The 24190-nt window shown below is 39.7% G+C and carries 19 protein-coding genes; 12 read left to right on the top strand and 7 right to left on the bottom strand.

Going from position 1 to position 24190, the window contains the following annotated elements:
* Positions 1-38: 38 nt before the first annotated feature.
* Both Q0948_RS10600 and Q0948_RS10595 read left to right on the top strand, forming a co-directional pair.
* Complete coding sequence (locus Q0948_RS10600; protein ID WP_298352150.1) at positions 39-1031, top strand: NAD(P)-dependent oxidoreductase; 993 nt, start codon at positions 39-41, stop codon at positions 1029-1031.
* Positions 1022-2038, top strand: coding sequence for a glycosyltransferase family 2 protein (locus Q0948_RS10595; protein WP_298352147.1), 1017 nt, complete (start codon positions 1022-1024; stop codon positions 2036-2038). Before Q0948_RS10600 ends, Q0948_RS10595 begins: the two co-directional genes overlap by 10 nt.
* Before the next feature lie 4 nt (positions 2039-2042).
* Here Q0948_RS10595 and Q0948_RS10590 read toward each other — a convergent pair whose 3' ends face one another.
* Together Q0948_RS10590 and Q0948_RS10585 are read right to left on the bottom strand one after the other, a co-directional pair.
* Positions 2043-3365 carry a M24 family metallopeptidase gene (locus Q0948_RS10590; RefSeq protein WP_298352144.1) on the bottom strand — a complete coding sequence of 441 codons (1323 nt, stop codon included), beginning with the start codon at positions 3363-3365 and terminating at the stop codon, positions 2043-2045.
* Positions 3366-3452: 87 nt separating this feature from the next.
* Positions 3453-4601: a BamA/TamA family outer membrane protein gene (locus tag Q0948_RS10585; RefSeq protein WP_225969287.1), complete on the bottom strand. Its 1149-nt coding sequence runs from the start codon at positions 4599-4601 to the stop codon at positions 3453-3455.
* Between the two features lie 149 nt (positions 4602-4750).
* Here Q0948_RS10585 and Q0948_RS10580 point away from each other — a divergent pair, with 149 nt between their 5' ends.
* On the top strand, positions 4751-5206 hold the full coding sequence (locus tag Q0948_RS10580; protein WP_298352540.1) for a tRNA (cytidine(34)-2'-O)-methyltransferase: 456 nt from the start codon (positions 4751-4753) through the stop codon (positions 5204-5206).
* A gap of 2 nt (positions 5207-5208) precedes the next feature.
* On the top strand, positions 5209-5760 hold the full coding sequence (locus tag Q0948_RS10575) for a hypothetical protein (RefSeq protein ID WP_298352134.1): 552 nt from the start codon (positions 5209-5211) through the stop codon (positions 5758-5760).
* 7 nt (positions 5761-5767) lie between these two features.
* Here Q0948_RS10575 and bshC read toward each other — a convergent pair whose 3' ends face one another.
* The gene (gene bshC, locus Q0948_RS10570; RefSeq protein WP_298352131.1) at positions 5768-7363 is read right to left on the bottom strand and encodes a bacillithiol biosynthesis cysteine-adding enzyme BshC; all 1596 of its coding nucleotides are present in this window, start codon (positions 7361-7363) and stop codon (positions 5768-5770) included.
* Between the two features lie 121 nt (positions 7364-7484).
* Here bshC and Q0948_RS10565 point away from each other — a divergent pair, with 121 nt between their 5' ends.
* Complete coding sequence (locus Q0948_RS10565) at positions 7485-9974, top strand: M14 family metallopeptidase (protein WP_298352129.1); 2490 nt, start codon at positions 7485-7487, stop codon at positions 9972-9974.
* A 140-nt stretch (positions 9975-10114) separates the two neighbouring features.
* Here the strand turns inward: Q0948_RS10565 and Q0948_RS10560 are convergent, their stop codons facing one another.
* Both Q0948_RS10560 and rimO read right to left on the bottom strand, forming a co-directional pair.
* Positions 10115-11359 (bottom strand): hypothetical protein, encoded by a 1245-nt coding sequence (locus Q0948_RS10560; RefSeq protein WP_298352126.1) that lies wholly within the window; start codon positions 11357-11359, stop codon positions 10115-10117.
* 115 nt (positions 11360-11474) lie between these two features.
* On the bottom strand, positions 11475-12827 hold the full coding sequence (rimO, locus tag Q0948_RS10555) for a 30S ribosomal protein S12 methylthiotransferase RimO (RefSeq protein ID WP_035327787.1): 1353 nt from the start codon (positions 12825-12827) through the stop codon (positions 11475-11477).
* Between the two features lie 162 nt (positions 12828-12989).
* Between rimO and Q0948_RS10550 the strand changes: the two genes are divergently transcribed.
* Positions 12990-14111, top strand: a complete 1122-nt coding sequence (locus Q0948_RS10550) for a serine hydrolase (RefSeq protein WP_298491340.1) — start codon at positions 12990-12992, stop codon at positions 14109-14111.
* Positions 14112-14119: 8 nt separating this feature from the next.
* Here Q0948_RS10550 and Q0948_RS10545 read toward each other — a convergent pair whose 3' ends face one another.
* Together Q0948_RS10545 and ftsY are read right to left on the bottom strand one after the other, a co-directional pair.
* Positions 14120-14452, bottom strand: coding sequence for a hypothetical protein (locus Q0948_RS10545; RefSeq protein ID WP_298352116.1), 333 nt, complete (start codon positions 14450-14452; stop codon positions 14120-14122).
* A gap of 14 nt (positions 14453-14466) precedes the next feature.
* Positions 14467-15420 (bottom strand): signal recognition particle-docking protein FtsY, encoded by a 954-nt coding sequence (ftsY, locus tag Q0948_RS10540; RefSeq protein ID WP_298352113.1) that lies wholly within the window; start codon positions 15418-15420, stop codon positions 14467-14469.
* Between the two features lie 296 nt (positions 15421-15716).
* Between ftsY and Q0948_RS10535 the strand changes: the two genes are divergently transcribed.
* From Q0948_RS10535 to Q0948_RS10510, 6 genes are all read left to right on the top strand, one after another.
* Positions 15717-17069: a Mur ligase family protein gene (locus tag Q0948_RS10535; RefSeq protein ID WP_298352110.1), complete on the top strand. Its 1353-nt coding sequence runs from the start codon at positions 15717-15719 to the stop codon at positions 17067-17069.
* 56 nt (positions 17070-17125) lie between these two features.
* Positions 17126-18262, top strand: coding sequence for a DinB family protein (locus Q0948_RS10530; protein ID WP_298352107.1), 1137 nt, complete (start codon positions 17126-17128; stop codon positions 18260-18262).
* A 195-nt stretch (positions 18263-18457) separates the two neighbouring features.
* Complete coding sequence (gyrB, locus tag Q0948_RS10525; RefSeq protein WP_298352104.1) at positions 18458-20401, top strand: DNA topoisomerase (ATP-hydrolyzing) subunit B; 1944 nt, start codon at positions 18458-18460, stop codon at positions 20399-20401.
* Positions 20402-20534: 133 nt separating this feature from the next.
* Complete coding sequence (locus Q0948_RS10520) at positions 20535-21539, top strand: DUF6588 family protein (RefSeq protein ID WP_298352101.1); 1005 nt, start codon at positions 20535-20537, stop codon at positions 21537-21539.
* Between the two features lie 681 nt (positions 21540-22220).
* A complete protein-coding gene (mdh, locus tag Q0948_RS10515; RefSeq protein WP_035327767.1) occupies positions 22221-23147 on the top strand; it encodes a malate dehydrogenase in 927 nt (308 codons plus the stop codon).
* Between the two features lie 119 nt (positions 23148-23266).
* Positions 23267-24175 carry a hypothetical protein gene (locus tag Q0948_RS10510; RefSeq protein WP_298352093.1) on the top strand — a complete coding sequence of 303 codons (909 nt, stop codon included), beginning with the start codon at positions 23267-23269 and terminating at the stop codon, positions 24173-24175.
* The last annotated feature ends 15 nt before the right edge of the window (positions 24176-24190 follow it).

Raw genomic sequence — 24190 nt, 5'->3', positions numbered from 1 at the left:
ACAACGCCCCTCTCAATTCCTTTTCCTAAGTTTGCAGTATGCAAATAACCTCATTAGTTACCGGTGGCGCTGGCTTTATAGGAAGCCACGTTGCTCGTCATTTACTAGCTTTACATCACCAAGTAATCATACTTGACGACCTCTCTGGCGGCTTTACAAGCAATGTACCTCAAGGTGCGATTTTTATAGAAGGAAGCATTACAGACACCACACTTATAGATGAGATATTTGCACAACATCACATAGATTACATCTATCATCTAGCTGCATATGCCGCCGAAGGGTTGAGCCATTTTATACGTAAGTTCAATTATGAGAATAACCTCATTGGGAGTATCAACCTCATTAATGCTGCGGTTAATCACAACATAAAGAAGTTCATCTTTACAAGCTCTATTGCTGTGTATGGAACTCAAGAATTACCACTTAAAGAATCTCAAAAACCACAACCCGAAGACCCATATGGTATTGCAAAATATGCGGTAGAGATGGATCTGGATAATGCACATAAAATGTTTGGGCTAGACTATATTATCTTTCGTCCGCACAATGTGTATGGGCCTGGACAAAACATTGGAGATAAGTATCGCAATGTAGTGGGTATTTTTATGAATCAGATGTTAAAGGATGAACCGCTTACCATCTTTGGCGACGGAAATCAAACCCGTGCTTTTACCTACATAGATGATGTGGCACCATATATTGCGGCTAGTTACGCTTTCGCGAAAGCGGACAACCAAATCTTTAACATAGGCGCAGATACCGAAAACACGGTAAATGATCTAGCTAAAGAAGTAGAACTTGCTATGAAAAAAGAAGTGACTATCAACCACCTTGAACAACGCGAGGAAGTAGTACACGCCTATGCAGACCACTCAAAATTTACAGAAATCTTTAGCCCAAAACCAGCCACAACACTTGCACTAGGATTACAAGAAACCGCAAAATGGGTGACTGAACACGGCGCGAGAGAAAGTAGTACTTTTGACCCTATAGAAATCACAAAAAACCTTCCAAAATCGTGGCTGTAAATCAACCCCTCGTATCTATCATAATGGCCGTAAAAGACACGGCTCCATATCTACACGATTGCATAAACTCGATTATAAACCAGACGTATCAAAACTGGGAACTTATTGCTGTAAATGATCACAGTACAGATGAGACTCCAGAGATTCTTGCGGCATTTGCAAAGCAAGATGAGCGCGTTCGTGTTTTTGACAGTGACGGCTATAAGCTCATCCCAACATTACAATGTGGATACAGAGAAGTACGCGGAACCCTGCTCAACAGGATGGACTCTGATGATAAAATGCCAGATTATAAAATTCAGCTTCTCGTAGATGAGTGGCATAAGTATGGAAAAGGGCACGTGATTGCTGGAGGTACAGAGCACTTTGTAGATGAGGGCGAGGTAGGTGATGGTTTTTTACGCTATGAGCGCTGGCTTAATGAGGTGGCAAGAACAAGCACACATTACCAGCAGATTTATAAAGAGTGTGTTATCCCGTCACATTGCTGGATGATTCATAAAGATGATTTTGATGCCGTAGGTGCTTTTGATCCTGTTATTTATCCAGAAGATTATGATTTATGTTTCCGTATGTATAAACACGGGTTCAAAGTTATAGGGATAGATGCCATACTTCACCACTGGCGTGATCGCTCTAACCGTATCTCACGTACTTGGGACGAGTATAAAGACAATCGTTATTTTGATATGAAAATGCGTTTCTTTTATGAGATAGATCGTGATAACACACGACCACTCGTACTCTGGGGTGCCGGTCGCAACGGTAAGGATATGGCTAAAATTTTACAATCGTATAATGACAGCTTTCACTGGGTTTCTAATAATGAGAAACAGATAGGTAAAGACATTTATGATGTACGTATGCAATCTTTTACAGATGTGCCATCTATAAAAAATGCACAGATTATGATTGTAGTTTCTTCTCCAGATGGAAAGAAGGAAATACAAGCACTACTCGATGCTTGGGGTAAAGAAGCGGTTAAGGATTACTGGTTTTTTGCTTAAATTATTAATTTGAGATAATAACAAGTTCTTCTTGTGGAGCGATAAGATACTCCGCTCCATTTTCTGTTACTACGGCCATCTCCTCTACAGACATTGTTTTTACACCACCGTCTGCAAGTTTCCAAGAGTGAAAACCGTCAAAGGCAAACGTCATCCCTTCCTTAATCACTTTTTCAGAGGCTGGTCTTACGTGTGACGCTTGAGAACCTCCTAGATTAGGTCCTACATCGTGAGCGACATAGCCTACGGGGTGACCCGTGCTCCACATCACATAATCAGACCCTGCTTTTTCCATAAGTATACGCTGGGCTCTATCTACATCTACTCCTTTTACGCCAGGTTGCATCGCAGCGAGTGCTGCCCTATTTCCAGCTTTAGAACTTTCCCAGTAATGCATAATCTCATCTGGAGCCTCGCTCTCACCCTCTTTTAAAACATATGCAAATCGCTGTATATCTGTCACCCACCTGTCATATACTTTGATGCCAAAATCTATTTGTATGACATCACCAGGCATAATTACTTTATCCGTAGCGTGCGAGTGCCCACGGTCTGGCCCAGAATTTACATTAGGGTTTTGAGCAGGTGCCCATCCATCTGTCACGCCATACTCGGTCATTCTTTGTTTTAAATATTTTGCAATGTCTGCATCTGTAGATGTGTCAGGCACTACTTGCTCGTAGGCTTCAATCTGCCACTGGGCAGTGAGCTTTGCTGCTTTCTTTAAGATGGCAACTTCTTCTGGTAGCTTTATAGATAACCACTCATAGACCACCTCTTCAGAGGATACTAGTTTTGAGGTTTCGTCACCTAAGGCAGTAGCGATTTCTTCATACTGTGTATGCGTAAGTCCGTCTGCCATCACATTTTTTGAAGATGTGTTTACGGCAATACTTTTAAAATTTTTTGTTTTGATAAAATCTGACGCTTGCTCAATAGCAGAGGTTCCTCGCGCTACACTCACGACCTCCTCGTGTATATCTAGGTCATCTAGCGCAGTTGCTTCTCCAGAAGGTGAGAATACCTTAGAGTGAAAACCAGTTGCGTCGTTATAAAATAAAAACACGGCGGTACCACCAGCATTTTCTCCTCCTATGTGATCTGCAATGGGGTCATTATTATTTTCTCTACAAATAGTCATCCAGCAATCTACCTCTGCAGTTTTGAGCGCTTGCGGTAATAGCTGACTAATACGCTTCTTTCTAATGTCTGGCCAAGGGTTTTCTCCCCAGTACGTTTCTGGGTTTATGGCAACTTCTGGTTCTTGTTGTTGAGCACAACTACAAACTAAAAAAATGGAAAGAAAAAAGAGTACAGGTTTAAGCATCGTATCAGGATTATTTTCAGAGTAATATAGAAATTTTGTTCCTATCTCTAAAAATAAAATGATGCAAATTGCACTAGCTGCTAGCTATTAAAATGCCTCTGCAATCCCTAAGTAAAACTCACTAGAGCCTCTACCAAAACCTACATCAAAACGAAGATTGAGACGCTCTTCCTTATCTATCATAAAACGAAGACCACCTCCATAGGTAGGTTTTAAATTCTTAAACTGAAAATCGCTCACATCATTATAGATATCACCTCCACCGGCAAATAGTACAGCGCCAAAACGAGAGTTCTTAAACGTCTTTCTATACTCTACCTGGCTTGCCAGTAAATCTCTACCTACATAACGGCCTTCTCTATAACCACGCATAATCTCACTACCTCCAAGAAAAGAAAACTCAGAAAACGGTAAGTCACCACGAGTAAATCTTCCCACCATCTGGAATGCGAGAATATCATCTTTATCTGCAAATGGCTTTGTGTAATGTCTTAAATCAAAACGTGTCAAATCAAAGTTATGTGTACCTCCTAGCGCCTCAAAATATTGACCTCTCGTGGTCTCGAGATACCATCCATTTTGAGCATTAAGCACATTATTTCTGTTATCATACAGCGCTGCAACCTCAACACCTAGTGATGTAGACCCATCATAACCCGTAGGTCTGGTTTGATCTATAAGTCCGCCCTCTTCTATATCAACAGAGTAAATGTGATTAAATCGCACACCAGCACCTACAAAAAGGTAACGTGTGAAAGCCTGCTTTAAAAAGATAGGCTCCACTAGCAACTGGTAATAATTATACTCCTCCTCTGCACTTTCTGGTGAGTTTGTGCCAAAACCATAAAACAGTCTTGGGTAATTTTGAAAAAGGATATTACCCTCTATCACCCATTTCTCTTGGTTAGTAAAAATCTCAAATCCAGAATAAACAAAAAACTGACTATTAAGTGTGTACTGCAGCGTGATAGGCATATTAGACACACGCGTCTCCTCCCCACTACCGTTAAATTTAAATAAGTATTTTGCACCCGTCCCAAAGGCAAAATTTGTCTCCGGACTGTAACTCATTACTGGTGCTGCTATAAACTTAGATGCATATAAAGTACTATCTTTTGCAACAGCCTTGTGGTTAGGATGAAACGTAAAAAACTCTTTAATTTTTTCAAAATCCTGTGCTTGTGCCGTCTGTGTATTACCTACCGTAAAAAGTACGATGGCAATAAGATATATCAATTTTTGGGGGAAGTAGTTTACTCTCAAAATGCTATTTTTGGGTAAAGATACTGTAGACGGGAGTTATAGCCCGTGACAAGCTTTAGTTTTTGTGATAACATTAGTATCTCACACACCATTTATACACCATACATCCCATCAAGCAAGCCATTATGCTCAATATTGTACTCATCAATCCAGAAATTCCAAACAACACAGGTAACATAGGTAGGCTTGCCCTCGGTTCTGGCTGCAAGTTGCACCTTGTAAAACCCTTTGGTTTTGAGATAGACGACACCCGCCTTAAACGCGCAGGTCTTGATTACTGGCAGCATCTAGACGTACAGTATTATGATAATACAGATGACTTTTTTAAAAAGAACGCTTTCGCGAAAATGGTCTTTCTTTCAAGTCACGGCACAAAGTCACATTATGACATTCCTTTTGAAGAGGACCTATTTCTCGTCTTTGGAAAAGAATCTAAAGGACTCCCAAAAGAAATCACCGAAAAACACCCCGACCAACTTTATAAAATCCCATTATTTAGCGAACACATCAGAAGCCTAAATCTCGCAAATGCCGTGGGAATTGTAGCTTATGAAGGGATAAGGCAGTTGAATTTATAGATATGAATAAAAGAAATCTTGAATGGCTTATTGAAAAATATATGAACTTTCTTTCTCAGTTTGGGATGGAAGAACAAAATATCATTGATTACTATGAAACTTGGAAGAAAACTAATACCGAGAGTATTGACAACTATCTTTGGTTTATTTTCAACAACCTACTGAATGAAAATAAAATTCAATCAAATGATGTTCTAGGCTTTTACGAAAGAAATTTAAAGATTTATTCAGCTATGCTTGATTTTCGAAGAAGAGTTGAGTTTAAAAAAGCTAACGAAATTTTAGCATTATACAACCACACTAAAGTTAATATTGACTTATTAAATCGGGGAAATGGTCTTCACTATCATTTTGGTATGATTGGCTGCAATGACTGTGAAAAAAGCAAAGACCTAACAGGAACATATATATCTATAAATGAGGCGCTTGAAAACAAAACAATTCCCTATTCTGAGTGTACAAGAAGGCAAGGGTGTGCTTGTTGTATGGTTCTAGTTGTAAAGAGGGATAATGAGGGTAATATAATGTACAATTTGGACACGCCCAACCATTAGATATACTCTACAAAGTAACCACCGTAAACTCGCCGCCTAGCGGCTCCAGCGCATTTACTAACTCAGGGATGAGTTGCTCGCCAAATTCTAAATAAAACTGTGAGAAGTTGGTATTTCTTTCTTGCAGACTTTGCATTGGGAATACCTCGTTTTGTAAATCTACTAGACGTTGTACGTGATCACTTAGTTTACGCTTTTGTGCGCGCAGCAATCTACTCTCTAAGTTTTCTAAACCTTTGAGTTGCTTTACTTCTTGAGCTTTTACGGCTCCTATAAAACTAGCATCTGTCTCTTCGGCTAGTAAGTGCATTGCTTTAAACTGCTCTTTTAAGAAGCTGCGTTGTGCAGAAAAGTCTATCTCTATATTTGAGATGGCACGCACCTTTCGGTTGATAAGTTCGTTTTGTTTTAGAAATAAATTTGGTAACGACACGCCTAGATTTTCGGCTTTTGTACGTTGCTTTTCGGTACGTATTAATGCCGAGTTACGAAGTAGTAATGCCGGAAATGGAACTCCTACTTCTTCAAAATATGTTTTCAGTTGGAACCAGTACGCCAGCTCTCCGCCTCCACCTATGTAACAAAGATTCGGCAAAATCACTTCTTGAAAAAGTGGTCTCAGCAAGGCGTTAGGCGAGAACCGTTCTGGATGGTTGGCAAGCTCGTCGAGTATCTCATTTTCGCGAAAGCGGATTTCTGTATCATTTACCACATACATATCATCCACTTTGATAATACGCTCACGGATGCCTTTTGTGATGTAGAACAAGTTAATCTCACGAGGGTGTACTTGCTCTGGATACCCTAGCGCAGTGAGTTGCTCGGTTTGCTGTGTCACCTTTGCGTGCGACACGCCCTCTAGCAATTCTCGTTGTACATAAGGAGCAAATAATTCTTTAAGTCCTGAGTCGTTACCATCTACTATGACAAGACCGTACTCGCCAAACAGTTCGTTACCTAAATAGCGAGTTGCATCTGCCAGATTATCGTGATTGAGATATGCATCGTTAAAAAGTTTTGAGAGGTACTCCGCATTTCTTGAAGTCCCTAGCTGTGTTTTAAATAATGCTAGTACCTCAGCCAGTCCATCGGTTGAGAGTTCGCCTACGGCGCCACCGTCCTCACGATTCCACTGCACTTTTTTACCTTGAAAATTGAAGTAATTAATCTCGTCAAAATCGTGATCTTCTGTCGCCATCCAGTAAATAGGCACATAATTGCGGTCTGGATCTTTCTCTTTAAGCTCCTTGCAGAGATTAATCACAGAGATAATTTTATATAAAAAATAGAGCGGCCCCGTAAATAAATTGAGCTGGTGCCCTGTGGTGATGGTAAATGTATTTTCGCTGGCAAGGTGCTCTAGATTGAGCTGCGTCTCGGCAGAGGTGTTTGTATTTTTATATTGCGCGGTAAGGGAATCGTATAAACGCTTTCGCGAAAGCGGACTAAAAAATTGCCCTTTCTCTTCTGCCTGTTTGATAAGATTATCTGCTGTAGGAAATCTGTGATAAAAGGGCTTAAGTGCTTCTTCTTGATCTAGATAGTTTGTGATAAGATTAGAAAAATACCCCGTTTCTCGGTACGGCAGACAGTCGGTTGGCATAAATTATGGTTTAGATAGTAAAGATAATTCTGATAAATTGCGAGTTTTCCCAAAAAAACGTTAAAACGCTGATTTGCGGCGAGCTCTTTTTATAGCTTTAGCTTTTGCTAAAACCAACCAAATGCTCAGAATCTACAGCTTTTTTGTCGCCTTATTTCTCACAACATTACTTACCGCTCAAGTACAATCTCCATCAGAATTTCTGGGTTATGAGATAGGAACACAGTTCTCACGCCACGCAGACGTGGTGCGCTACTTTGAACACGTAGCCGAAAATAGTGACCTAGTCACCTATCAAGAATATGGTAAAACTAACGAGCGTAGACCTCTTACATATGCTCTTATTACCACAAGCGCAAACCATAGCAATCTAGAAAATATACGCAAGGCAAACCTTGAGCAAACGGGTATTGCAACAGGCAACTCTGGTACGGCTGACAAGGCAATAGTCTGGCTTTCTTATAACGTGCACGGTAATGAAGCATCATCTACAGAGGCTTCTATGGTGACTCTATATGAGTTAATTACGTCAAAAAAAGAATGGTTAAAAGATGCTGTTATAATTATGGATCCTTGTGTAAATCCAGACGGGCGTGATCGCTATGCAAACTGGTTTAACCAAGTAGCGTCTACACCTTACGACCCAGCACAAGTAGCTGCAGAGCACGATGAGCCGTGGCCAGGAGGAAGACCTAATCACTACCTTTTTGACCTTAACCGCGACTGGGCGTGGGCATCACAAGTAGAGTCACAACAACGATTAAAAGTATATAACAAGTGGATGCCACACGTGCACGTAGACTTTCACGAGCAAGGAATAAACAACCCTTATTATTTTGCTCCTGCAGCAGAGCCATATCACGAGATTATCACAGACTGGCAGATGGATTTCCAAACGCAAATAGGAGCAAATCACGCACGCTATTTTGATAAGGAAGGTTGGCTGTTTTTTACAAGAGAGAGTTTTGACTTACTCTACCCTTCTTACGGTGACACCTACCCTACCTTTATGGGAGCAATAGGGATGACCTATGAACAAGCAGGTCACGGTCGTGCCGGTTTAGGTATTGACACAGATCGAGGTTATGAACTCACGCTAGTAGATCGTGTAGCACACCACAAAACCACAGGACTCTCTACCGTAGAGATTTCTGTAAAAAATGCTGCAAAGCTCAACTCAGAGTTTAAAGCATACTTTAATAACAACAATCTCAAATATAAAAGCTACGTACTTTCTGGTAATGTAGATAATCTCAAAGCGCTAGCCGACTTAATGGACAAGCACGAGATAAACTATGGCTTTGCCTCAAACGGAAAGGCAACAGGTTTTAACTACACCTCAAACGGTCAAGGTAGTATGAGCTATGACACAGCAATGGTGATAAGTACAGACCAGCCAAAAGGAAAAATGGTAAAGGCACTTTTTGAGCCAGATGCAAAACTAAGCACACCGCTCACTTATGATATCACCGCGTGGAATTTACCACACGCTTACGGTCTTAATGCCGTGGCAAGCACATCACTTGTAAAAGCAAATGCCGCAAGCCCTTTTAAAACCAATGCAACCACAGCAAGCACGAATGTAGCGGGCTACATCGGGAAGTGGAATAGTCTTGATGATGCACAGTTTCTAGCAGGACTTCTTAAGGAAGGTATTAGAGTACGTTTTAGCGAGCAACCCTTTGTAAATAATGGAGTTTCTTACGAGCGCGGTTCTTTAATCATCACAAAAAGTGATAATCTGGGACGTGAAGATTTTAATGAGGTGTTGAGTACGCTTTCGCGAAAGCATAACAGAGCCCTTACCGCTACGACAACCTCATTTGCAAGCTCTGGACCAGATTTTGGGTCGTCACAAGTAAAGCTTATCAATCCGCCAAAAATTGCATTACTTAAAGGAGATGCAACCTCATCATTGAGTTATGGAGCTACGTGGTACTTTTTTGAACAGACATTACAGTACCCAGTGACTTCTATAAATGCAGATAAGCTAGGGCGTGTAAATCTTGATGAATTTGATGTGCTCGTGATGCCTAGCGGCTGGTACGGAAGCGTACTTAATGAAAGTAACCTTGACAAGGTAAAAGACTTTGTGCGTGGTGGCGGTAAAGTAATTGCACTAGCAAACGCTGTAGGAAGCCTCGCTGGAAAATCTGGATTTTCAATAAAAAGAAATACCGGCGGCAGCGATACCGAAAAAAGCGACAAGAAAGAAAACCTAACTCCATATGCAGATCGTGAGAATGCAAGTACTACAAACTTTATCACAGGTTCTATCTTTAAGACTAAAGTAGATACGACGCACCCTATGGCTTTTGGCTATCCAGACACGTACTACAGTTTAAAGCTAGGAAGCAATTCCTACTCATATCTGGATCGTGGCTACAATGTAGCGTGGATTCCTGAAGAGGTAGAGAATGTAGCAGGATTTGCAGGAGAAACGGCAAAAGGAAAACTAAGCAACTCTCTTATTTTTGGAGAAGAACGTATGGGGCGCGGAAGCGTTATCTATATGGTAGACGACCCACTTTTTAGAGCGTTCTGGCACAATGGAAAGCTATTCTTTACCAATGCTATTTTCTTGACCAATAATGGGAAGTTTAGGTTGTAGATTCAATACTTACTAAAACAAAAAAAATGCCCTATTTCAGGGCATTTTTTTTGTTTACTTACTCTTGCGGACATCTCCCTGACTCCCTCTTGAAAGAGGGACACTGTTGTGGAATAGGGCGCTTTATTGGGAAAACTAGGCTAGTCCATCTCAAACCTCACCATCTTGACCTCGCTGTTGTCACCATCAAGATCTGTCCAGGCGACAAAAATCGAATCGCCTACAACTTCTAGTTGTGGGAAACCGCTTTGTCGTTCGGCAGAGGTATTGGTTACTGTCACTGGGGCATCGTGTGTGCCATCTACATATACTCGTGCTACTTGTAGTACAACGTTTTCAACCATTGGTTCTAACCACGAGATGAGAGCGCTACCATCACTCATAAAATCTGTATCTACTCTACCTATTGCGTTTCCGTTATCTATACGGATTGCACCTCCAAAAGAGGCTCCATTATCATTTGAAAAAGCGGTGAGCACTCTAGGAGCATCACCCTCTGCAGTAAACCAACTCACCACCACATTTTCTTCTTTGGTTGCTATTGCAGGTCCGTTTACGGGGCAACCGTTAAGTTCCCAATTATCATTACCTATAACCATAGGTTTTGACCACGCTCCATCTACCCATCGCACGATTGCCATATCTCGTATCTCTGGTGTGGTGTCTGAGCGATCTCTGTACACGGCAACCGGTCCATTATTTGTAATAGCTGTTGCTGTATTACAGCAGTCACAAACGCGACTATCTATCTCTGTATCTTGAGTTATATTTCCCGCTAAATCTATGTAGGCATTGCGGAGCGTCATTTGGTTTTTACTCTTGTCTTCGTTTTTTGTATTTCTACCATCAAGCCAAGTAGCATAAAAACCTCCATCATATGCTTGTATAGATACAAAACCGTGCTCTGCATCTACGCCATCTGTATTGAGTAGGAAATCATCTTTAATAATCACATCGCCTTTTGATAATTGAAGCTTTATATTATAATCATAAGTGCCCTCTGCAGATTTTTCTAAGATATTAGTCAGCACATAATCACCATTTACTCCTAGGGCTGGAAAATCTGCCCAGTTTACAAACCAATTATCTCCAGATGTAATGGTTCTAGGTTGGCTCCACTTGGCACTATCGTAACTAGCATATTTTAAAATTGCCATCTTGTCTTCTTGCTCCACCCAAGTCATATGTAATTTACCGCCACTCGACTTGAGTCTAGGTAAATGAGATTTTCCTGTAGAGGGCAGTTGTATCGCAGTGAGTGATGAATTAGTAGTAGACGCTGCTATTGCTGGCTGCTCTGTTACTGGTTCAATCTCTGTTTGATTTGACTCTTTACAAGAAGTAATAAGAATTAAAGCAAAAAATACTAGACAAATAATACGCATAAAAAAAGCTTTTTTAGTGCTACAAATGTAAGCCTTGCAAACAAACTCTTACACACAAAAAAGCCTTTCAAAACATTTGTTCCAAAAGGCTTTTTGTAAATTAATTTACTACTTCCTATTTTTTAGTAGCACGTTTTGCGTGTAGTGCTTGTGGTCGCTCTAGGGCTACAAGTGGCTCTGCATAGAGATCAAAATCTTCTGCCTCTGTTACTTTTACCATTGCGTAGTCTCCAGTTTTTAAATAAAACTTAGTCGCATCAACTAGCACCTCATTATCTACATCTGGTGAGTCAAATTCTGTACGACCTATAAAGAAGTTTCCTTCTTTACGATCTACAACAATTTTAAACTCCTTCCCTATCTTCTGCTGATTGAGCTCCCAAGAGATTTGTGATTGGATCTCCATAATCTGGTTTGCACGATCCATTTTCACATCCTCTGGCACATCATCTTCTAGATTATATGCGTGTGTATTTTCCTCGTGTGAGTATGTAAAACATCCTAAACGCTCAAAACGTTGATCTTTTACCCATTGCTTCAGCGTTTGAAAATCTTCTTCGGTTTCTCCAGGATATCCTACAATAAGCGTAGTTCTTATGGTCATCTCTGGTACGCTTTCGCGAAAGCGTTCTAACAACGCATTTGTCTTTGCCATTGTTGTACCACGTCGCATAGATTTTAAGATAGGATCTGCAATGTGTTGCAACGGAATATCAAGGTAATTACACACCTTAGGCTCACGCTTCATCACATCAAGTACATCTACCGGGAAACCAGAAGGAAATGCATAATGCAAACGAATCCATTCTATACCTTCTACTTGAACAAGGTTTTCAAGAAGCTCTGCTAGGTTACGTTTTTTATACAAATCAAGACCGTAATACGTAAGATCTTGTGCGATAAGGATTAACTCTGTCACGCCGTTTGCAGCAAGCTTTTTTGCTTCTACTACGAGGTGCTCAATAGATTTTGACTTGTGCTTACCTCTCATTAAAGGAATTGCGCAGAAAGAACAAGGGCGATCACAGCCTTCGGCTATTTTTAAGTAGGCGTAGTTTTTTGGCGTAGTTGTAATACGCTCACCTATAAGCTCGTGCTTATAGTCTGCTCCAAGTGCTTTAAGTAATCCTGGTAGCTCTGTTGTTCCAAAATACTGATCTACATCTGGAATCTCCTTTTGAAGGTCCGGCTTATAACGCTCAGAAAGACATCCTGTAACAAATACCTTGTCTACATCGCCTTCTTCCTTTTGCTTTACATACTCAAGAATGGTGTTTACAGACTCCTCTTTTGCATTATCTATAAAACCACAGGTGTTAATCACAACGATGTTACCATCTTCTTCGTGAGCAACATCCATCTCATTTGCTTTAAGCTGGCCCATTAAGACCTCACTATCATAAACGTTTTTTGAGCAACCTAGAGTTACTACGTTTATCTTATTCTTCTTCAATGATTTTGTACGCATAGCCTTCCTTTTAAGGGAGTGCAAAGATAAGCCAAATTACATAGTAAATAGCACCTTGATATTTTACACCTTTTGATAGCTCTAAAAACTGCCAATTCCCTAATTATGAGAGCTACATTAATCCTTTTTTATATTTTAGAGTCCTATCATAAAGCTTCAATGATGCGTTATCTATATTTCTTATTACTTATAAGTCTATCGTGTTCAACTACAGATAATGAAATCATCACAGATGATACGATTATTATAACTGACGATACCATCGCAGAAGAGCCAGATGATACTAGCGAGACGAGTAATCTATACTTCCCTCCTATCGCAGGTGACACTTGGGAAGTGACAAGCCCGTCTACTCTTAACTGGAATCTTACAGCCCTACAAGATCTTACTGATTATGTAGCAGAAAATAACAGCAAAGCTTTTATCATCCTTAAAGATGGAAAAATAGTAGTAGAGAATTATTATCAAGATACAGACGCAACTACAAGCCATCGCTGGAATAGCGCTGCAAAAACGCTCACGGCTTACACCGTAGGTATTGCTCAACAAGAAGACTACTTATCTATAAATGATGCTTCCAGCAATTATCTAGGCACGGGATGGACTACTATGACTCCAGAACAAGAAGCAGCGGTAACAATACGTAACCAACTCACGATGACCAGCGGAGGAGATTATACAGTAGACGATACCAACTGCTCTGACCCTGAGTGTCTTCTTTACCTGAATGATGCTGGTGCCGAGTGGTACTATCATAACGCTTTTTACACCTTATTACAAGACGTAGTAACAGCAGCTGTACCCGAAGATTTTAATACCTACTATGACAATAAGCTTAAGTCACAAACTGGTATGACGGGTGCCTGGGTGCCTTTTGGCTATTTTAGATTATACTTTAGTACAGCTCGAAGTATGGCGCGTTTTGGACTACTCACGCTCAATGAAGGAAATTGGGACGGAAATCAACTAATAGATGCCTCATATTTTACAGAAATGACAACGCCTTCTCAAGATATTAATGAGGCTTACGGATATTTATGGTGGCTTAATGGGCAAGACAGCTATAGATTACCCGGCACCACGACAACATTTACAGGAAAATTAATCCCTACTGCTCCAGATGATCTCATTGCTGGTTTAGGTAAAGATGATCAAAAAGTATATGTTTTACCTAGTGAAGGACTAGTAGTAATACGCCTAGGCGATGCAACTGAAGAGTCATTATTAGGTCCTTCTGGTTTTGATACAGATTTATGGGAAAAAATAATGGCTGTTATCAACTAATAGCTTAATTATTGAAAAGGACTAACCCACATCAAGAAACCGTAGATAAAAAACTTAGTAGACTCAAATATAATTACTGCAATTACGGGTACCCACCAGTATTGTGAAGCAATCGCTCCTTTAAGGATTCTCCATATATAAAATATAATGAGACTGTAAAAGGCAATAAATATATAGTGAGGAAAAGCGGTGTACTGCGCTAGATATTTAGGCACAATATCACTCCTTACCGCAGTGTATGCTCCATACACGCTATACAGGTTAAGTAATAAAAAACCAATAGCAACCACTCGTAAGGTGCGCAACGTAAGTTCTGGAAGCCACCTAAAATCGAGTTTCATAAAAAAGTGATGGCTTACTTAAAGAAACTATCTACAAACTCTACTTTATTAAAGACTTGTAAATCTTCGATACCTTCTCCTACTCCAATGTATTTTACAGGGATTTGAAACTGATCAGAAATTCCTATCACCACACCACCTTTTGCGGTACCGTCTAGTTTTGTTACGGCTAGCGAAGTCACCTCTGTAGCTGCTGTAAATTGTTTTGCTTGTTCAAAGGCGTTTTGACCCGTAGAACCATCTAGTACAAGAAGTACATCGTGAGGAGCATCTCCCACTACCTTTTGCATCACACGCTTCACCTTAGTAAGCTCGTTCATAAGGTTTACCTTATTGTGTAATCTCCCGGCAGTATCTATAATAATTACATCTGCATCTTGTTTTACACCACTCTCTAGTGCGTCAAAGGCTACTGAGGCTGGGTCACTTCCCATTTGTTGTTTTACAATAGGTACATCTACTCGATCTGCCCATACCTGCAGTTGATCTATTGCTGCTGCTCTAAACGTATCTGCCGCACCAAGCACCACTTTTTTACCTTGCTTTTTAAACTGGTAAGCAAGCTTTCCTATAGTGGTTGTTTTTCCCACACCGTTTACACCTACCACCATAATCACGTGTGGTTTATTTGCGGTTGGGATTTCAAATTCGGTTGCGTTACCTGTGTTTGTCTCACTTAGTAGACCGGCAATTTCTTCACGTAAGATCCTGTTAAGTTCATCTGTACCTACATACTTATCTTTGGCCACACGCTCTTCTATACGCGTGATTACCTTAAGCGTGGTTTTTACACCCACATCACTGGTAACAAGCACCTCTTCAAGATTATCAAGTACATCATCATCTACCTTAGACTTTCCGGCAACTGCCTTACTCATCTTATCAAAGAAGCTCGTTTTGGTCTTCTCTAGCCCTTTATCAAGGGTTTCTTTTTTTTCTTTTGAAAATATTTTCTTGAAGAAACTCATTTGGTTGTGCGTTTTCTGTGTTCCGTAAGCAGAACGTTGGTATCGGTTAGACAAAAATAGTGCCTTTTACTGAGAATGTCGTTATGTCAGTACAGACAACTCGCAGAGAGTCAATATTTCTGCATAAACAAACGCCTTTTTGCAGTCGTAACAGTGTTTTGGCAGCTTGTCTTGAGAGAAGATATTGTTTTTTTGTTACGCTTTCGCGAAAGCGTACTCACACCCAAAATAGAACTTATAATACTCGCACATTTGGAATCGAAATCTTATTTTTACGATAAAGACTTTTACAACATATGAACATTCATTTTATAGCCATAGGTGGAGCCGCAATGCACAATCTAGCACTTGCTTTACATCACAAAGGAGAGACAGTTACAGGTAGTGACGACACGATTTTTGATCCGTCAAAATCTCGACTTGAAAAATATGGACTATTACCTGAAGCATTTGGCTGGTTTCCAGAAAAAATAACAAGCGACCTCGATGCAGTTATTTTAGGAATGCACGCAAAAGAAGACAACCCAGAGCTACTCAAAGCACAAGAACTAGGTCTCAACATTTACTCATATCCAGAATATCTATATGAGCGTGCAAAAGACAAAACTAGGGTCGTTATAGGAGGATCTCACGGTAAGACCACCATCACCTCTATGATACTGCACGTGATGCATTACTGGGATAAAGAGGTAGACTATATGGTGGGTGCACAGCTAGAAGGCTTTGACACGATGGTGAGAATGACAGATGACGCAGATTTTATGGTGCTAGAGGGTGATGAGTATCTGAGTAGCCCTATAGATCGCAGACCAAAATTTCACTTATACAAGCCTAATATTGCCCTACTAAGCGGTATTGCTTGGGATCATATCAATGTCTTTCCCACGTTTGAAAATTATGTGGAGCAGTTTCAGATTTTTGTAGACTCAATGACAAACGGTGGTGCAATGGTGTACAATACCGAAGATGAAAATGTGGTGAAAGTAGTAGAGAATGCCACTGCTCACATTAAAAAATATCCTTACCAGACACCTGAGTACACGGTAGAAGATGGTGAGACCCTACTAGAAACTCCAGATGGCGCGATGCCTATCGAAGTTTTTGGGAAACATAATCTCAATAACCTAGCCGGTGCCAAGTGGATCTGCCAGCATATGGGTGTTGTAGAAGAAGATTTTTATGAAGCGATCTCAACCTTTACAGGAGCTAGCAAGCGACTAGAACTTATCGCCAAAAGTAAAGACACGGTTATTTACAAAGACTTTGCGCATAGTCCTTCTAAAGTAGCTGCAACTACAAGCGCCGTAAAAGAACAGTATGGTGACCGTACTGTTGTAGCCTGCCTAGAGCTTCATACGTACAGCAGTCTTAATCCTGAGTTTTTAAGCGAATATCAAGGAGCTCTAGATGCTGCAGATGTGGCGGTGGTTTTTTACTCACCAAAAGCTGTCGAAATCAAAAAACTAGAACCTATCACAGCGCAGCAAATCGCAGCAGCGTTTAAACGTGATGACCTTACCATATTTACAGACCCAGCAGATTTTAAAGCCTTTCTATTTGAACAAGAGCTTAAAAATAAAGCCATACTGCTTATGAGTAGTGGGAATTATGGCGGGTTAGATTTTGAGGAGGTTAAGGGGATGGTGTAACAAAACCCCTATCTTGCTACTAATAAAGCCAGTAAGAACCCAAACAAGTCAATCCAATGAAATTTATTCCAACTCTTATCATATTACTCTGCTGCTCATTTATTGCAAAAGCTCAGCAATCTCAAGTATCAAACAGCTGGACAGCCTTTTCTCAATCTATAGATATGAGTATGGACAAGGAGCGCAAATTTATTCTTAAAGCAGCTGTAAAGGCAGAAATTGCAGACTCCACAGCTTGGGCAGGACTATGGGCCCGAGTAGATATGAAGAATAATGAGAACGGCTTTTTTGATAATATGGGTGATAGACCAATCAGAGATCCAGAGTGGAAAGAATATATCATTGAAGGAACCATAGGTAAAAATGCAGAACGATTACTTATAGGTGGTTTGATGCTATCTGATGGAACATTCTATTTTGATAACTTCTCTTTACAAATAGAAGACAGTAACGGCATAATGACAGATTTTCCACTAGGAAATGCCGACTTTGAAAAAACAGCAAAAGGAGAGAAAATAGACTCTTGGTTAGAAGGTATAGGCGGCACAAACAGCAGTTCTGTACTAGAGTACACACTAGAATCATCTAGCGATGCTTTTTCCGGAGCACACTCCCTGATGATAACAGGAGAAGGTACCGAAACTATGGACTTTGGCCCAGCCGAAATTAAGTCTGAAGATGGTTATGCTCCCCAGCTAGGTGTTTTAATATCAATGCTAGATGATTTGAAAGAGCGAGTTGAGTATAGAGTAAAAGGAATGTCTCAGCACGAGATAGACCATCTACACGATGAAAATGCAAATCGCATAGGTGCACTCGTAATGCACCTAGCAGCAGCAGAGGCATTTTACCAAGTAAGAACATTTGAAAACAGAGGCTTTAATGAAGAAGAAGCAAAAAAGTGGGGACTAGCCTTAGACTTAGGTAAAAAGGCTCAAGAGGAGTTTAAAGGCAAGCCCGTAAGCTATTATCTAGAGGAGTTTACAAAAGTTCGAGAGCGCACTAAAGCTCTTTTTAAGTCTGCAAGTGACGAGTGGCTTCTTGAAGAAGTACCTAGTTATGGGATGAATAATTACTATGCCTGGTTTCACGTAATGGAACACCAGTCAAGTCACTTAGGTCAGGTTTTATTTCTTGCAAAACGCATTCCGCCAGAGGCAGAGATCAATGCGCCAACTGAGATGAAAAATTAAAGCTTTATAGATATTTAAAGATCATAATTCCGCTTTCGCGAAAGCGTAAAAATGCACCTCACAAATTGCGCTAAAAAGAGGCTTGTATTTTTCCACAAAATGTTAATAACTTCAAGGGTTTTCGAGGGTTTTTAAGACCTTTCTGGAGACCCTTTCTTTATATTTGTTTTTAGACAATATTTTAAGAATTATAATATGAGCGACGACGCTAATAAAAAGCAATATTCGGCAGATAGTATTCAGGCCCTTGAGGGAATGGAGCACGTACGTATGCGTCCTTCGATGTATATTGGAGATGTAGGAGTTAGAGGTTTGCACCACTTGGTATATGAGGTGGTAGACAACTCTATAGATGAGGCTATGGGAGGTTACTGTGACGCTATAGATGTTACTATTAACGAGGATAACTCAATCACGGTACGAGATAATGGTCGTGGTATCCCTGTAGGGATTCATAAAAAGGAAGGTGTATCTGCATTACAAGTAGTAATGACTAAGATAGGTGCCGGTGGTAAATTTGATAAAGACTCTTATAAGGTTTCTGGTGGTCTTCACGGGGTAGGTGTATCTTGTGTGAATGCACTTTCTAACCATCTTAAAGCTACGGTTTATAAAGAAGGTAAAGTATGGGAGCAAGAGTATGAACGTGGTAAAGCATTATACCCAGTAAAAGCTATAGGTGATACAGATTTTACAGGTACCGAAGTTACGTTTACTCCAGATGATTCTATCTTCCAGCAAACTACAGAGTACAATTATGACACGCTTGCTTCAAGATTAAGAGAGCTGGCTTACCTTAATAAAGGTATCACTGTAACACTTACAGACAAAAGAAATAAGAAAGAAGATGGTGAGTTTGAAAATGAAACTTTTCACTCTAATGAAGGTCTTTCAGAATTTGTACGTTTCTTAGATGGTAACCGTAACCCTATTATAGGGAACGTTATCTCTATGGAAGGAGAGAAAAATGGTGTCCCTGTAGAAGTGGCTATGATTTATAATGATAGCTATGCAGAGAACTTACACTCATATGTAAACAACATTAACACACACGAAGGAGGAACACACCTTGCAGGTTTTCGTCGTGGTCTTACGGGATCACTTAAGAAATTTGCAGATGCCTCTGGAATGCTAGATAAACTTAAGTTTGACATTGCGGGAGATGATTTTCGTGAGGGTCTTACAGCTATTATTTCTGTAAAGGTTAGTGAGCCACAATTTGAAGGGCAAACTAAAACCAAACTAGGTAACCGTGAGGTTACATCTGCAGTATCTCAAGCAGTGGCAGAGATGATTGAGATCTATATGGAAGAAAACCCGAATGATGCTAAGACCATTGTTCAAAAGGTAATTCTTGCAGCTCAAGCTCGTCACGCAGCAAAGAAAGCGCGTGAGATGGTGCAACGTAAGACGGTAATGAGTATAGGTGGTTTACCTGGAAAATTATCTGACTGTTCTGAAACAGATCCTGCAGTTTGTGAAGTATTTCTTGTTGAGGGAGACTCGGCAGGTGGAACGGCTAAGCAAGGTCGTGACCGTGAGTTTCAAGCCATTTTACCACTACGTGGTAAGATCTTGAACGTTGAGAAAGCAATGCAGCATAAAGTTTTTGAAAACGAAGAGATTAAAAACATCTTCACCGCTCTTGGTGTAACTATAGGTACGGAGGAAGATAGCAAAGCACTGAACCTTTCAAAACTTAGATATCACAAAGTAGTTATTATGTGTGATGCCGATGTAGATGGTAGTCACATTTCTACTCTCATTCTTACTTTCTTCTTCCGCTATATGAGGGAGCTGGTAGAAAAAGGTTTTGTATACATCGCAACACCACCATTATACTTGGTTAAAAAAGGTCAGAAAAAGCAATATGCTTGGGATGATAAAGAACGTGATGCGATAGCAGATAGATTAGGGAATCAAGGTGTATCTATACAGCGATACAAAGGTCTTGGAGAGATGAATGCAGAGCAGCTTTGGGATACAACTATGAATCCTGAGTTTAGAACACTACGCCAGGTTGCCATAGATAATGGTACAGAGGCAGATAGAATATTCTCTATGCTTATGGGCGACGAGGTACCACCTCGCCGTGAGTTTATCGAGAAGAATGCTATCTATGCAAACATAGACGCTTAAACACTCTTAATTATATACGTAAAAGGCTCTAAACTTAGGTTTAGAGCCTTTTTTTATTTTAAATAGCATTACCAATTCTCTAATAGTTTGATAAATAGTATTTTCCCATATTCCTACTGAAACCTATATGATTATGAAACTAAAACTACTCCTTTGCATTTTCAATTTAATTATTTGCACTTCGCTTCAAGCCCAATCTGTTTTTGAAGATGTAGAAAACACAGTACAAGACCTCGTTTTTATTTCTGAAGGTTTTATTACACCCGGTGCAGAGGCAAGCTCATTTCAATCTTCTGCAGCTTGGGTAGATAATGCCCGTTCATTGGGATTATTCGAAACCAAAATTTCTTTGCACTTTAATACGCTATTTACGCCCAATAATAAGCGTAGTTTTGAAGTCTCAAATTCGGATTTCAATAATTTCGTCATTCGTGATGGTTCGAGCAGCGCTATCATACCGAGTGCATTAGGCGGTGAGACTTCTACCTTTTTTGATTTTACCATAGGCGATGAACCTAATGAACTACAAGCTTTTGAAGGTGTACAACAAAGTGTGCTTTTCCACCCCTTTTTACAGACCTCTATAGGTCTATGGAAAAAGACAGAGATCACTCTACGTTATTCCCCTAGAATACCCATTGAAGACGCTGCATATAATATTTATGGTATAGGCGTTAAACACAACCTCAATCAATACAGCTCTCAACAAGAAAATTCAGAATCACTGCAGTATGCTATTGCTGCTTCATACGCTCGGTTTGACTTAAGAATAAAATTAGATGCTTTTACTATAGACAATCCAGATGACACAGAGGCAACTCCCCTTCTAGAAGTAGATGGTATGGATATAGCTTCAAATTCGATGCTTTTTCAATTTATAACCTCGAAGAGACATAAGAAATTTGAGTTTATGGGTAACTTAGGAATAACATTTAGCAATTATGATTTTTCGCTCAATGGTCAAGAAAGTCAGTTCTTATCTATTTTAAATCAGCTAGTAGAAAAAATTGATACTCAAAAAACCGGTATAAGAGGTGAGATTGGGGTGAGCTATCATTTCTCAAAGTGGAGCTTATCTCACATCTTAACACTAGGGAGATTTACAAATTCTAACATAGGAATTCTCTACAGATTATAAATACGTTATGATTCAACCTTACTTTAAAAAACATCGTCTAAAAACACTTTATAATCGATTAAATACACAAAAGAATAATGAGGATATGATTTTAATCCCGTAATGTTTTGAGGTTTAAGAAATATTTAAATTGCACCCGTATATGATTAGTGTTCTGCACTAATCGCTATTTTCTTATGATTAGATGTAGGGGTTTAATTTTAAAGAATTTAGTCATACTTAAATCCTCGCTATCTAATAGTGGGGATTTTTTTTGAAACCACCTACTTACAAGAGATGCACATTATCGACTAAAATCAAATATTTAATCGACAAAACGCTTATTTAATCGATTAAATACATATCTAAGTAAGTCTGAAGCTGGTTTGTATTAACAAGCAATCGCTTTTCTAAAGTCGTCTTACATTTACACCAGCGTAATCATACGTTGATTATTAAACTATTCTAAGTTGGGTATTTGAAATGGTTTAAAAAAACAAGCAACATAATATTTGATTCATTTGGATTGTGAATTCAAGCTTGTTATATCCCTGTCACTACTTGTAGTGACAGGGATTTTTTTTTGAATTCTCTTAAGACAGTTTTATCAAGATAGATTACATAAAAAGAGGGATATATCGTATTTTCGTAGCAGCCGTGAAAAGCTTTATAAATCAACATAAATATTAAAAATTATATCCAATGAAAGTTACCGTAGTAGGTGCTGGAGCCGTAGGTGCCAGCTGTGCAGAATACATCGCAATAAAAGATTTTGCTAGTGAAGTAGTATTAGTAGACATTAAAGAAGGTTTTGCCGAGGGTAAAGCAATGGATTTAATGCAAACAGCTTCTTTAAACGGTTTTGATACAAAAATCACAGGTACTACTGGTGATTACTCAAAAACTGCTGGTAGTGATATCGCGGTAATTACTTCTGGTATACCTCGTAAGCCAGGTATGACTCGTGAAGAACTTATAGGTATTAACGCAGGTATTGTAAAAAGTGTTGCTGCTAGTCTTGTAAAAGAGTCTCCTAACGTGATCCTTATTGTAGTATCTAATCCTATGGATACAATGACTTACCTAGCTCACAAAGTAACTGGACTTCCTAAAAACCGTATCATCGGTATGGGTGGTGCTCTTGACAGTGCACGTTTTAAGTATCGTCTTGCCGAAGCTCTTGAAGCTCCTATCTCTGATGTAGACGGTATGGTAATAGGTGGACACTCAGATAAAGGAATGGTACCGCTTACACGTCTTGCAACTCGCAACAGTGTACCAGTATCAGAATTTATTTCTGACGATCGTCTTACTCAAGTAAAAGAAGATACTAAAGTAGGTGGAGCAACACTTACTAAACTTCTTGGAACTTCTGCTTGGTACGCACCAGGTGCAGCAGTATCAGGTCTTGTACAAGCAATAGCTTGTGACCAAAAGAAAATATTCCCTTGTTCTACACTACTAGATGGTGAGTACGGTCTTTCTGATCTTTGTATCGGTGTGCCAGTAGTACTAGGTAAAAACGGAATCGAAAAAATAGTAGAGATCAACCTTGACGACGCAGAAAAAGCACACCTTGCAGAAAGCGCAGAGGGCGTTAAGAAAACTAACGGATTATTAGAGCTATAATACAGCCTACATAACTCGATACAAAAAGCCTGTTACTTAAATGTAGCAGGCTTTTTTTTACGCTTTCGCAAAAGCGTAATCCGCTCATTATTATATATCTTCGGCTTACAAAACAGTATATGAAAATACAATTATCACTTTTATACTTACTTCTAAGCTTAGCATCCTGTATAAGTTTCAAACCTAAAAATAGCTTTAAAATTGAAGTCTCCTCACCAGCACAAGCACTCACAGTGCACCATCTAGAAGCTATAAAAAATAGACTAGCCCCATCTAGTAAGGCTATTAAGATTGAAGCCGTAGGTAATAATCAAGCGTATATTAGTTTAAAAACCAAAACAACAGAAGAACATATAAGAACCCTTCTAAAAACTCCGGGCGCTGTTGCCTTCTACGAGACCGCATCTATAAAACAGATAATGCCCTCCATAATCGATTTATATAATGAAGAACTAGACCCTGAAAGAGACTACAGTATCAAACATTTTAGAGAAGTGTTTATGGCAGGATTACCTAACAATACAACATATATAGGATTAAGTAACGTTAAGGATACAGCACTTGTAAACCGCACATTACACTCAGAAAAGGTACAGTCAGCACTACAAAAAGAAAATCTCAATGTCACATTTGCCTGGGGTATACCAGAAACTAATGGTGTGATAACACTTTATGCACTCATACTTGACTCATCGGGAAAACCGGCGATGCACGGTAAATTTATTTCACGCTCCACACAATCTTTTTCTCAAGTAGGAGAGCCCACAATAAACATTACAATGACAGATACAGCTGCTACAGATTGGGAAACCCTCACCACACGAGCGGCTAGAGATAGATTTGCAATAGCAATTGTGATAGATAATCAAGTGTATGCAGCACCTATGGCAAACCAACCTATAACTGGTGGACAAACCGAGATAAGCGGTAACTTCACCGTAGAAAGCGCACACAACCTTACACAAGTAATTTCTACAGGTGTGATACCACAGCTGGAAATCACATCATTTATTACAAATGATGACTAAAGATTATTAAACTAC

It is taken from the genome of uncultured Dokdonia sp., assembly GCF_947496725.1.
GTDB lineage: Bacteria > Bacteroidota > Bacteroidia > Flavobacteriales > Flavobacteriaceae > Dokdonia.
The sequence above is the reverse complement of the archived record's forward strand: the minus strand, read 5'-3'. Positions and strand labels throughout refer to the sequence as shown.